An 11899-nucleotide genomic window follows, 5' to 3' on the forward strand; every position below is an offset into this window, starting at 1 on the left:
CGCCAAGGGCGTTCGCGGACGGACCCGCCGCACCGGCCGCCCGGACCGCCGGACGTCCGATTCCCCCGTCCGGGGCAATGCGCCGTCCGGAACGTGCCACAATCCAGAGCACGACCCACGGGGGCGACGGAGGGAGAGACGTGCGGGGCGGAGCGGGCCGTTGAGACTGCTGCACACCTCGGACTGGCACCTGGGACGGAGCTTCCACCGGGTGAACCTGCTGTCCGCCCAGGCGGCCTTCGTCGACCACCTCGTGGAGACGGTGCGGCGGGAGCGCGTCGACGCGGTGCTCGTCGCCGGCGACGTCTACGACCGGGCGGTGCCGCCGCTGGCCGCCGTCGAACTCTTCGACGACGCCCTCCACCGCCTCGCCGCCCTCGACGTGCCCACCATCATGATCTCCGGGAACCACGACTCGGCCCGCCGACTGGGAGTGGGCGCCGGGCTCATCCGGCGGGCCGGCATCCACCTGCGCACCGACCCCGCCGCCTGCGCCACCCCCGTCGTCCTGGCCGACGACGACGGCGAGGTCGCCTTCTACGGACTGCCCTACCTGGAACCCGCCCTGGTCAAGGACGCCCTGGGGGTGGAGAAGGCCGGTCACGCGGCCGTGCTGGGCGCCGCCATGGACCGGGTCCGCGCCGATCTGGCCTCCCGCCCGGCCGGCACCCGCTCCGTCGTCCTGGCCCACGCCTTCGTCACCGGAGGCGAACCCTCCGACAGCGAACGGGACATCACCGTCGGCGGCGTCGCCTCCGTCCCGGCCGGCGTCTTCGACGGCGTGGACTACGTGGCGCTGGGGCACCTGCACGGCTGCCAGACCCTCGCCGAGCGCGTCCGCTACTCCGGCTCGCCGCTCGCCTACTCCTTCTCCGAGACCCACCACCGCAAGTCGATGTGGCTGGTGGACCTCGGGCCCGGCGGCGAGGTGAGCGCCGAGCGGATCGACTGCCCGGTGCCGCGCCCGCTGGCCCGCGTCCGCGGACGCCTGGAGGACCTGCTCGCCGACCCCGCCCTGGAGTGCCACGAGCAGGCGTGGGTGGAGGCCACCCTCACCGACCCGGTCCGCCCGCGCGAGCCGATGGCCCGGCTCGCCGCCCGCTTCCCCCACGTCCTCACCCTCGTCTTCGACCCCGAACGGCCCCCGGAGGACACCTCCCTCTCCTACGGGCGCCGCCTCCGCGACCGCACCGATCAGCAGATCCTGGAGGGCTTCGTCGCCCACGTCCGGGGCGGGGAGGGGCCCGACGACCGCGAACGCGCCCTGCTGAGCCGGGCCCTGGACGCCGTACGCGCCGAGGAAGCCCGCACGGAGGCGCCCCGATGAGGCTGCACCGGCTCACCGTCACCGCCTTCGGGCCGTTCGGGCGCACCCAGACGGTCGACTTCGACGCGCTGTCCGCCGCCGGGCTGTTCCTGCTGCACGGCCCCACCGGCGCGGGCAAGACCTCCGTGCTGGACGCCGTCTGCTACGCCCTGTACGGCGGCGTGCCCGGCGCGCGCCAGGTCCCCGGGCCGAGCCGGCTGCGCAGCGACCACGCCGACCCCGACACCCGCACCGAGGTGGTCCTCGACCTCACCGTCGGCGGACGCAGGCTGGAGGTCACCCGGCAGCCCGAACAGCTCCGCCCCAAGAAGCGCGGCACCGGCCTGACCACCGAGAAGGCCCAGTCCTGGCTGCGCGAGTACGACGCCGTCACCGGCACCTGGAAGGCCCTCAGCCGCTCCCACCAGGAGATAGGCGAGGAACTCACCCAGCTGATGGGCATGAGCCGCGAGCAGTTCTGCCAGGTGGTCCTGCTGCCGCAGGGCGACTTCGCCCGCTTCCTGCGGGCCGGGGCGGAGGAACGCGCCAAGCTGCTGGGCCGCCTCTTCGACACCCGCCGCTTCGCCGCCGTCGAACAGCATTTGGCGGAGTTGCGCACCACCGCGCAGCGCCGGGTGCGCGACGGGGACGAGAGGCTGCTCGCCCTGGCCCACCGGATGCGGCAGGCCGCCGGAACCGGCCGCGAACTCGACGGCGCGGCGTTCGAGGACCTCTCGCCCGGAGACCCGGGCCTGGCCGACGCCGTGCTGGAGTGGGCCGCCCTGGCCCGCTCCGCCGCCCGGGAGAGGCGGGACGTCACCGCCGCGGCCGTCCGCGCCGCCGAGGACGCCCACACCACCGCCCGGCGGCGCCTGGAGGAGGCCCGGGAACGGGACCGCCTCCGCAGACGCCACGCCGCCGCCCGCCGGCGCGCCGAGGCCCTGGCCGCCGGGGCGCGGGAGCACGACCGGGACCGCGCCCGGCTGGAACGGGCCCGCGCCGCCGAGACCGTGGCCCCCGTCCTCGAAGCGCGCGAGAGGGCCGAGGCCGAGCGCCGCCGCACGGCGCTCGCCGAGGAACGGGCCCGCGACCGGCTGCCCGCCGACCTGGCCCAGGCCCCCGCGGAACGGCTCGCCGACCTCGAACGCGCCACCCGCCAGGAACTGGGCGCCCTCGACGCCGCCCGGCACGCCGAGGAGCGCGGCGCCCGCCTCGCCGCCGAACTCGCCCGCCTGGAACGGGAGTCGGGCGAGGACGAGGAGCTGCTGCGGGAGGCGGAGGAGTGGCTGGCGGGCTGGGAGGCAACCCGCGACGCCCACCAGCGGCGCGTCGACGCCGCCGTCGAGGCCGCGTCCCGCGCCGAACAGCTCGCCCGGCGGCTCGACACCGTCCGGCGACGGCTGGAGGCCGCCCGCAGCCGCGACGCCCTCACCGCCGAGGAGGCCGCCACCCGAGCCGAACTGGCGGCGGCCCACGAGCGGGCGCTGGCCGCCAAACAGGACTGGCTGGACGTCAGGGCACGGCGGCTGGACGGCATCGCGGCCGAACTCGCCGGCGAACTGAGGGACGGTGAGCCGTGCATGGTGTGCGGCTCGCCCGACCACCCCGTCCCGGCCCGCCCCGGCGCGCGGCACGTCGACCGGCAGGCCGAGGAGGCGGCCCTGGAGCGTCACCGGCGGGCCGAGGAGGCGCACCGGCTGATCGAGCGGCGGCTGGACTCCCTCCGGGAGAGGCTGGCCCTGGCGGGGGAGGAGGCGGGCGAGGCGTCCGTGGCCGAACTGGCCGACGAGGTGGCCGGGTTGGAGACCGAGCACGTCGACGCCCGTCGGATCGCCGCCGGCGCCGCGGACGCCCGCGCGGCCTTCGAACGGCTCCAGCGCGAGCACGAGGTCCGCCAGGCCGCCCGACGGGACGCCGAACGCCGGGCGGCCTCCCGCGCTTCCCGGCGCGAGGCGCTGCTGGCCGAGCGGGACGGACTTCGCGAGCAGGTGGCCCGAGCCCGGGGCGAGGCCGCCTCCGTCGCCCACCGCGCCGACGAACTGGAGCGCCGCGCCGCCCTGTTGGCCTCGGCGGCCGAGGCCGTCTCGGCCGCCGAGGCCGCCGCGCGACGACTGAAGGAGGCCGACGCGCGGCTCGCGGACGCCGCCTGGCACGCGGGCTTCGACACGCCGCAGGCCGCCGCCGACGCCCGGCTCACCGACCACGAACAGCGCGTGCTGCAACGCCGCGTCGACGACCGGCAGGCCGAGGAGGCGGCCGTCGCGGCCGAACTCGCCGACCCCGAACTGGCCGACGCCGCCGCCCTCCCGCCGGTCGACGTCGACGCGGCCGAGGCCGCGCTGGACGCGGCCGTCGCACGGTTGAACGCGGCCTCCGCCGCCGACGCCGAGGCCCGCCGCCGCTGCGAGGAACTCGACCGGCTCTCCGCCCGCGCCCTGGCCGACGCCCGAGCGCTCGCCCCGCAGCGCGAGGAGTGCGACCGCGTCACCCGGCTCGCCGGACTGGCAGCCGGGACCTCCGCGGAGAACGAGCGCAGGATGCGCCTGGAGTCCTACGTCCTGGCCGCCCGTCTGGAGCAGGTCGCCGCCGCGGCCAGTGCCCGGCTGACGCAGATGTCCGGCGGACGCTACACCCTGGTCCACTCCGACGCGCGCGGTCCCGGCCGGGGCCGCTCCGGTCTGGGCCTGCACGTCATCGACGCCTGGACGGGCAGCGAACGCGACACCGCCACCCTCTCCGGCGGGGAGACGTTCTTCGCCTCGCTCGCCCTCGCGCTCGGCCTCGCCGACGTCGTCACCGAGGAGACGGGCGGGCTGCGCCTGGACACCCTCTTCATCGACGAGGGGTTCGGCAGCCTGGACGACCAGACCCTCGACGAGGTGCTGGACGTGCTGGACTCCCTGCGCGAGCGCGACCGCAGCGTCGGCATCGTCAGCCACGTCGCCGACCTGCGCCGGCGCATCCCGGTCCAGTTGGAGGTGGTCAAGGGCCGGGCGGGCTCGGTCATCCGGCATCGGGGCGCGACACCCGAGTGACGGCCGCACCGCCCCGGTCGCCGGTGCCTCCCGCCGGGGCGGGACCGGCCACGCGGTCCTCCTCCCCGGCGGGCGGCGCGCCGGCGCCACGGGCCGCCGGGCACGGAAGGCCCGGCGGCCCGTGAGAGGAAACGATTCGGCGCCTCAGGAGACGGGCTTGAGGTGAACCGGCAGGGACCGGTGGCCGTTGGCGATGAAGGACGCCTGGGGCACCAGTTCGGCGGGGTCGACGGCCGGCCGCATGTCGGGGAAGTGCTCGAAGAGGGCCGGGAGCGCGATGGACGCCTCCAGACGGGCCAGGGGGGCGCCGAGGCAGTAGTGCACCCCGTAACCGAACGCCATGTGCTCGCGCTCCTCGCGGGTGAGGTCGAAGACGTCGGCGTCCTCGCCGTTGAGGGCGGGGTCGCGGCCCGCGGCGCCGAAGGCGAGGATGATCGCGTCGCCCTTGCGGATCCGCACGCCGTCGAGGTCGATGTCCTCCACCGCGTACCGCAGGGGCATGTGCATGATCGGGGCTTCGAGGCGCAGCGTCTCCTCGATCACGTCGTCCCAGGTCGCCTTCCCCTCCCGCACCAGGGCGAGCTGGTCGGGGTGGGTGAGCAGGGCGTGGGTGGCCTTGGCGATCAGGTTGACGGCCGTCTCGCTGCCGGCGCCGATCATCAGGACGAGGGTGCTGATCAGCTGGTCCTCGTCGAAGGCGAAGTCGCCGTCGCGGGCGGCGATCAGGTCGCTGGTCATGTCGTCGCCCGGCCTGACGCGCTTGATGTCCGCGAGCGCGCGCATGCAGGCCCACATCTCGGCGTAGTCGGCGCGTGCCTGCTCGGGGGAGGCGCCGGTGTTCAGGACGGCGTCCATGACCCGACGCGTCCAGGCGCGCATGTCGGCCGGGACGCCGAACAGCTCGCAGATGACCTCGTTGGGGATGATGTAGGCGAACCGGGCGCGCAGGTCCACCGGTTCACCCGGCTCGATGGACTCCAGGTCGGTGATCAGTCCGTCGACGATCTTCTGGACGCGGGGGCGCAGCGCCTCGGTGCGGCGGGGCGTGAAGGACGGGGCGATCATGTTGCGCAGGCGGCGGTGCTCCTCGCCGTAGCTGGTGAAGGCGCTCACCACGCGCACCCACACGTTGAGGGCCCAGTCCTGGGGTATTCGCTCCAACTCGGGCCAGTGCCGGCGGGGGTCGCGGGAGACCCGGCGGTCCCCCGCGAGCCGCTTGACGTACTCGTGGCCGGTCACCGACCACGCAACCACGCCGCCGGGGAGCTCCACCGGCGTCGCCGGTCCTCGGGCGCGGAGTCGGGCCGCCTCGCCGTGGAGGTCGCGGCCGGTGGGATCGAGGACGTGGACGTCGGTGCCGGGGACGGTGGGGGATTCCATGACTGACCTCCGGATGTCGGTTCGGACGCGGGTGGCACGGTCGTGGGCACGGAGACGGGTGCGGAGAGTGCGGGGAAGGTCACGGGCAGCGCCGTGAGGCTGCGGTGGAAGGGTCCGTGACGCCAGGTCAGATCCTCTGCGGGGACGGCGAGTTCGACATCGGGGAGCACGTCGAGCAGCGTCTCGATCGCCACGTCGGAGATGATCTCCGAGATGCTCTGCGCGGGGCACACGTGCGGTCCCGCGCCGAAGGCCAGGTGCGCGTGGTTGGCGGTGCGGCGGTCCGTGTCGATCTCGCGGGCCACCTGGCTGTTGACGGCCTCGTGGCTGATGAGCACCGGGACGCCCGGGGGGATCACCAGCCCCGCTCCGGAGTCGTCGCGCAGGTCGTACTCGCCGATGGCGTAGTGGAAGCAGAAGTTCGCCATCGGGGACCGCTCCCACAGCACCTCGTTGAGGGCGTCGGCGACGGTCAGGCTGCCGCCGGAGAGGTCGCCGGCGAAACGGTCGTCGGTCAGCAGCAGCATGATCGCGCTGGAGATCCAGGCCGACTGCGGCACGACGCCCGCGCCGATGAGGACCACCAACTGGTGGAGCATCTCCTCGTCCGTCAGCCCCAGTGGGTGGTGCAGCAGCCAGGAGGTCAGGTCGGCTCCGGGGGAGCGGCGCTTGGCGGCGATGAGGTCGGCCAGGCAGCGCGCCAGCTCCTCGCTGCCCCGCTGGGCGATCTCGGGTTCGGCCGCGATCATCTGGAGGCACGCCTCGGCCATCCGGTCCGTCTGCTCGTCGGAGCAGCCGAAGAGCTGGGTGAACACCAGCGCCGGGATGCGGGTGGCGTACTGGGAGACCAGGTCCGCCGAACCGGCCGCACCGAACTCGTCGATCAGCCTGGCCGCGCTGCGCTGCACGAAGGAGCGCACCCGGTAGGAGTCGACCCGGGCCAGGGCGTCGTCGACGGTCTTGCGCAGCCGCAGGTGCCGGTCGCCGTCGGCGAACAGCAGGCTGGGCCGGAACCCCATCATCGGGACGACCTCGTTGTCCATGGGGATCCTCCCCTGGACCAGGGCGGTCCAGCGGCGGGCGTCCTTGCTGAACTGCGAGCTGCGCAGCACCTCCAGCGCCGCGCCGTAGTCGGTGACCACGATGGCCGGGACGCCGGGGGCGAGCTCCACCCAGTGGGCGGGCCCGTGCGGGCGGAGCCCGGCGTAGACGGAGTCCGGGTCGGCGGCGAACTCGGGACCGTACAGCGCGGGCAGACGGCCGCCCGCGCCGCCGTGGGCCCGGTGGGCCGGGCAGCCCGGCGGAGGAACGGTGCCCGGGCCGAAGGACGGGGTTGTCACTGGAGGTGCTCCCGGTAGTGGGTGTGAACGTGCTTGACCAGGGCGATCAGTGCCCGCGCGGCAGAGGCACGGTCCCGCGCGTCACAACTGACCAGGGGGGTTTCGGGGCTCAGGTCGAGGGCCTCGCGGAGCTCCTCCTCCGGGAACCGGGGCGCGTCGGGGAAGGAGTTGAGGGCGACCGCGTACGGCAGGCCGTGCTTCTCCACCGTCTCCATGGCGTCGAAGGAGGCTTCCAGCCGCCGGGTGTCGGCCAGCACCAGGGCGCCGTAGGCGCCCTCGGTGAGCTGCCGCCACACCGGCGCCACCCGCATGAAGCGCTGCTGGCCGGGCGCGCCGAACAGGTAGAGCACCAGGTCCGGGGCGAGGGTGAGACGGCCGAAGTCCATCGCGACCGTGGTCGTCCTCTTGTCCTCGATGCCCTTCAGATCGTCCACCAGCGCGCCGGCCTGCGTCATGACCTCCTCGGTGCGCAGCGGCTCGATCTCGCTGACCGCGCCGATCAGCGTGGTCTTGCCGACCCCGAACGGCCCGACGACGAGGAGCTTCGCGGCGGTCTCGACGGTGTCGCGCACGTAGATGCCGCTGTCAGAGGATGTTGTTGAGACCATCCAGCACCTTCTCCAGGACGTCGAGATCGGTGGGTTGGGCCACCGGCGGGGGCTTGCGCACGACCATGTGGCCGCTGTCGATCAGGTCCGCCAGCAGGATCGTGGTGACGGCCACGGGAAGCCGTACGTGACCGGCGACCTCCGCCACCGACAGGTAGCCGCCCTGGCAGAGCCGGACCATCTTCTGCTGCTCCGGCTCCAGCTCCCCCACGGGGCGGTCGCCGGTGGCGGTGACGAGGGCGACCAGGTCCAGGGAGTGGGTGTTGCGACTGGGTTCGTGGCGACCGCCGGTGATGACGTACGGCCGGACCAGATCCGTGCGCACGCGGCGGGGGGTCATGTCGGACTGCCGGCGTCGCGGCGGGGCTCGCTCGCCATCTGCCCGCCGAGCTGGGCCACCAGCTGGTGCATCCGGAAGCCGATCGCCTCCACGTCGGCCGCGGCGGAGGTCGCGACCGTCAGGAAGCTGCCCTCCCCGGCCCGGATGGTGATGACGTACCCGTCGCGGAACTGCGTCAGGCTCTGCTCCCAGGAGTCGGGCTCGGAGCGGCACAGCCGCGCGCTGGCGCTGGAGGTGGCCTGCACGCCGGCCAGGGCCGCGGCCATCTGCTCGGCGGTGTCCCGGTCCAGGTTGGGGGTGCAGGCCCGGACCAGGCCGTCCCCCGACACCAGCAGGGCGTCGTAGACCTCGGGCTGGTCCATGAGCTGTCCCAGCATCCAGGCCAGCTTCTCGTTGTCGAAGATCATGCCTCGCTGTTCCCTTCAGACCCTTCGGGCGTCGACGTGGAGCGCTGGGCGGCCCGTGCCGCGCGGGCGAACCCGCCCAGCGTGGCGGCGGACTCCCGCGGTGAGCGGCCGGGCGCCGACGACCGGCCGGACCGTGCGACGGGCACGCCGGACGCCGGCGTCTCCGCGGAGTGCCGCCGCCGCTTGGGGAGACCGCCCGCTGTCGTCTCCCGCGCCGCCGACGCCGGGACGGGCGCCGGCGCGGAGGCCCGTACGGCGACCGCGGAGGGGGCGCCGTGCGCACCGGCGGTGTCCGGCGCCGGCGCGCTGTCGGTCAGCAGCGCGCTGGGCAGGAACGCCACGGCCCGCACCCCGCTGTAGGGGGACTTGGTCACCGACACCTCGAACCCGTACCGGGCGCTGAGCAGGCCGATCACCGCGAAGCCGAACTTCGGCGGGTCTCCGAGCCGGGTGATGCTGACGGGGCCCTGGCCCGACAGCAGGCGGTTGGCGCGCTCCCGTTCGCCGGGTTGGAGGCCGACGCCCTTGTCGTCGACGACGACGGACAGTCCGTTGTGCGCGCGCTCGAACTGCACCAGCACCCTGGTGTCCGGGTGCGAGTAGCGGGTGGCGTTCTCCAGCAGTTCGGCGAGCGCGAGCACCAGCCCCTCCACGGCCCGCCCGACGACGGCGCGGTCGCCCTCGTCGTGGAAGACCTTGACGCGCCGGAAGTCCAGGATGCGGCTGACCGCGCCCCGCACCACGTCGCTCAGCGGGGTGGCGTTGTGCTGCCGGCCCGGGTAGGAGCCGCACACCACGGTGATCGCCTGGGCGCGGCGCAGGATCTGGGCGGTGGCGTGGTCCACCACCTGCAGGTCCGCCAGCACCTCCGGCGAGTCGTGCTTGCGGAGCATGTCGGTGACGGCCATCTGCTGCTTGTTGGCCAGCGCCTGGAGGGTGCGCGCCACGGACAGCAGCGTGGCCTGGGTCATCTGCGCGGTACGGCCCTCGGCTTCGGTGAGGGCGCGCAGGACCTGCTCCTGGAGGTCGTGGAGGTGGCGCGCGAACGGTGTCCCGGCCAACTCCACCGAGACCGGCGGCGGGTCCGGGACGGGCTGCCGGTCGCTGACGGCCTGGACGGTGGCCGGCAGGCTCACCCCGGCCAGGCGGGCCAGCTCGGCGTCCCGGACGAGGTTGCCGGAACGGGCGTCGGACAGTTGCGTCCGCAGTGCGCGGATCCGGCGTGTCTGGTGCACCACCACCGGCGTGAGAGCCACACCCAGGCCCGAGCCGAGCAGGCTCGCCACGGTCGTTATATCGGTCATCGGCATTCCTCGCGGACGCATCGTTGCGGGAAGGAACGGTCAAGCCGTCGGGTGGGGCCGACCGATGAAGATCACGGTTCGCGTGCGACAGCAGCGTAGGCGTCCGGCACATGCGAGGGAGGGGAAATGGCCGGCTTCCCACCGTGCCGGTGACCGTCCGAGAAAGCCCGCCGGAGGGCGGCGAAGGGCAGGTCGGAGAGGCGGACCGAGGGGCGCGACAAGGACGGAACGCAGGCTTCCTCTTCCGTTCGCGTCCCTGCCGCGCGGCGGTGACGCCGGGGGAACGCGACGGTGGACCGGGGAGGACGCGGAGGCGTCGCGCGGGGTGCCGGAGGCTCCCCGCGGCCGTGTGCCGGGGATCGCGCGGGTGCGCGGCCGGGACGGGGGGACGGCGGCCGGACGGAAACCCCGCCCGTGGGGGCGCGTGCGGCCGCGTGCCCCCACGGGCGGGTGACGGAAGGCGACGGTGCGCGGCGGGCGGATCAGAGGGCGGACAGCTCCGCCACCAGGTCGTCCAGCCCCAGCGAGCCCAGGGAGAGGGCCTCCGTGTGCCACTTCTTGGCGTCGAAGGCGTCGCCGTGCGCCGCGCGGGCCGCCTCGCGCCCCGCCAGCCAGGCGCGTTCGCCCAGCTTGTAGCCGATGGCCTGCCCCGGCATGCCCAGGTACCGCACCAGCTCGCTCTCCACGAAGTCGGCCGGGCGCCCGCTGTGCATGCCGAAGAACTCCTGGGCCAGGGCGGGGGTCCACCGCTCGCCCGGGTGGAAGGGGGAGTGGTCGGGGATCTCCAGCCCCAGGTGCATGCCGATGTCCACGATGACCCGCGTGGAGCGCATCATCTGCGCGTCCAGGTAGCCCAGTCGCAGCTCGGCGCTGTCCAGGAAGCCGAGTTCGTCCATGAGCCGCTCCGCGTACAGCGCCCAGCCCTCGACGTTGGCGCTGACCATGCCCACCGTCGTCTGGTAGCGCGAGAGCCGGTCGGCGACGTGGGTCCACTGGGCGAGCTGGAGGTGGTGGCCGGGAACGCCCTCGTGGTACCAGGTGGTGACCAGGTCGTAGACGGGGAAGCGGGTCTGGCCCATCGTCGGCAGCCAGGTGCGGCCCGGTCGGGAGAAGTCCAGCGACGGCTTGGTGTAGTACGGGGCGGCGGCGCTGCCGGGCGGGGCGATCATGGACTCGACGCGCCGTACCGGCTCGGCCAGGTCGAAGTGCGTGCCGTCCAGCTTCTCGATGGCCTCGTCCATCAGGTCCTGGAGCCACGCGCGGGTCTCCTCCACGCCCTCGATCGCCCTGCCGTGGGTGTCGAGGTGCCGCAGCGCCTCCCAGGGGGTCGCGGCGCCGGGCAGGACCTTCTCGGCCTCGGCGCGCATCTCGGCGTGGACGCGGTGGTACTCCTCCCAGCCGTACGCGTATGCCTCCCCCAGGTCCAGGTCGGTGCCGTTCCAGTAGCGCGCCCACCGCCGGTACCGCTCGGGGCCCACGGTGTCCGGGGCGCCGTCGACGGCGGGGGCGTAGGTGTCGCGCAGCCAGTCCCGCAGGCCCTCCATGGCGCCGGTGGCCGCGGCGGCTCCCTTCTCCAGGTCGGCGCGGAGGGCTTCGGGGCCGTCGGTGACGAGGGTGGCGAACCAGCTTCCCCCGCCGCCCGAGCCGGTCCACTCGTCCAACTGCCCGATCACCGTGGACACTTGGCGGGGGCCGGCCGGGAGCCCCTTCGCCAGGCCCGCCTCCAGGGAGGCGCGGTAGCCCTCCAGCGCGGCCGGGACGGCGCGCAGCCGCCGGGCGAGGGCCGCCCGGTCCTCGTCGCTCACGGTGGGCATCACGGTGAAGACGCCGCGCACCGAGTGCACCGGGGAGCTGAGGTTGCCGACGGCGCGCAGCCCCTCGCCCGCGTCGTGCACGGCCAGTTCGGCGGTCAGCCGCTCCCGCAGCAGACGCGCGCAGCGCCGCTCGACCGCGCTGTCGCCGCCGGGACGCCGCTCGGCCTCGGCGAGCCGTGCCAGCGTGGTGCGGCACAGCTCGGCCCGGGCCTCCCGGCCGGCCGGGGAGAAGTCGGGCAGCCGGTCCGAACTCTCGGGAAGGCCGAGGTAGGTGCCGAGGACGGGGTCGAGTTCGACGAGGGCGTCGACGTGGGCGTCGGCGACCTGCCGGGGCAGGGGCGCGCTGTTCGTGGCTTCGGGCATGG

General features: G+C 74.6%; 9 protein-coding genes. 2 read left to right on the forward strand and 7 right to left on the reverse strand.

Annotated features, from left to right (window positions below; translation table 11 throughout):
- The first annotated feature begins 160 nt into the window (after window positions 1–160).
- Window positions 161–1327: an exonuclease SbcCD subunit D gene (locus ABD335_RS15575; protein WP_344323173.1), complete on the forward strand. Its 1167-nt coding sequence runs from the start codon at window positions 161–163 to the stop codon at window positions 1325–1327.
- Complete coding sequence (locus ABD335_RS15580) at window positions 1324–4341, forward strand: AAA family ATPase (protein ID WP_344323175.1); 3018 nt, start codon at window positions 1324–1326, stop codon at window positions 4339–4341. The genes ABD335_RS15575 and ABD335_RS15580 overlap by 4 nt, the downstream gene beginning before the upstream one ends.
- A gap of 144 nt (window positions 4342–4485) precedes the next feature.
- Here the strand turns inward: ABD335_RS15580 and ABD335_RS15585 are convergent, their stop codons facing one another.
- The 7 genes from ABD335_RS15585 to ABD335_RS15615 all read right to left on the reverse strand — a co-directional run bounded on the left by ABD335_RS15585 (window position 4486) and on the right by ABD335_RS15615 (window position 11897).
- On the reverse strand, window positions 4486–5595 hold the full coding sequence (locus ABD335_RS15585) for a cytochrome P450 family protein (protein WP_344323177.1): 1110 nt from the start codon (window positions 5593–5595) through the stop codon (window positions 4486–4488).
- Complete coding sequence (locus tag ABD335_RS15590; protein WP_344323179.1) at window positions 5577–7061, reverse strand: cytochrome P450 family protein; 1485 nt, start codon at window positions 7059–7061, stop codon at window positions 5577–5579. The genes ABD335_RS15585 and ABD335_RS15590 overlap by 19 nt, the downstream gene beginning before the upstream one ends.
- Window positions 7058–7669 (reverse strand): GTP-binding protein, encoded by a 612-nt coding sequence (locus ABD335_RS15595; protein ID WP_344323182.1) that lies wholly within the window; start codon window positions 7667–7669, stop codon window positions 7058–7060. Before ABD335_RS15595 ends, ABD335_RS15590 begins: the two co-directional genes overlap by 4 nt.
- A complete protein-coding gene (locus tag ABD335_RS15600) occupies window positions 7647–7994 on the reverse strand; it encodes a DUF742 domain-containing protein (protein ID WP_425583649.1) in 348 nt (115 codons plus the stop codon). Before ABD335_RS15600 ends, ABD335_RS15595 begins: the two co-directional genes overlap by 23 nt.
- Before the next feature lie 11 nt (window positions 7995–8005).
- Window positions 8006–8416, reverse strand: coding sequence for a roadblock/LC7 domain-containing protein (locus ABD335_RS15605; protein ID WP_344323185.1), 411 nt, complete (start codon window positions 8414–8416; stop codon window positions 8006–8008).
- Window positions 8413–9720: an ATP-binding protein gene (locus ABD335_RS15610; RefSeq protein WP_344323187.1), complete on the reverse strand. Its 1308-nt coding sequence runs from the start codon at window positions 9718–9720 to the stop codon at window positions 8413–8415. Before ABD335_RS15610 ends, ABD335_RS15605 begins: the two co-directional genes overlap by 4 nt.
- A 482-nt stretch (window positions 9721–10202) precedes the next feature.
- Entirely contained in the window at window positions 10203–11897 is a 1695-nt protein-coding gene (locus ABD335_RS15615) for a DUF885 domain-containing protein (RefSeq protein WP_344323189.1), read from the reverse strand.
- Between the last annotated feature and the right edge of the window lie 2 nt (window positions 11898–11899).

Origin of the sequence: Streptomyces macrosporus (genome assembly GCF_039533145.1) — a bacterium.
Lineage (GTDB): Bacteria > Actinomycetota > Actinomycetes > Streptomycetales > Streptomycetaceae > Streptomyces > Streptomyces macrosporus.

What these genes read in the sequence shown, in the direction of transcription:
- ABD335_RS15580 (WP_344323175.1), top strand. Translation starts at nt 1,324, where the DNA reads ATGAGGCTGCACCGGCTCACCGTCACCGCCTTCGGGCCGTTCGGGCGC.
- ABD335_RS15595 (WP_344323182.1), bottom strand. Translation starts at nt 7,669, where the DNA reads ATGGTCTCAACAACATCCTCTGACAGCGGCATCTACGTGCGCGACACC.
- ABD335_RS15605 (WP_344323185.1), bottom strand. Translation starts at nt 8,416, where the DNA reads ATGATCTTCGACAACGAGAAGCTGGCCTGGATGCTGGGACAGCTCATG.
- ABD335_RS15610 (WP_344323187.1), bottom strand. Translation starts at nt 9,720, where the DNA reads ATGACCGATATAACGACCGTGGCGAGCCTGCTCGGCTCGGGCCTGGGT.
- ABD335_RS15615 (WP_344323189.1), bottom strand. Translation starts at nt 11,897, where the DNA reads ATGCCCGAAGCCACGAACAGCGCGCCCCTGCCCCGGCAGGTCGCCGAC.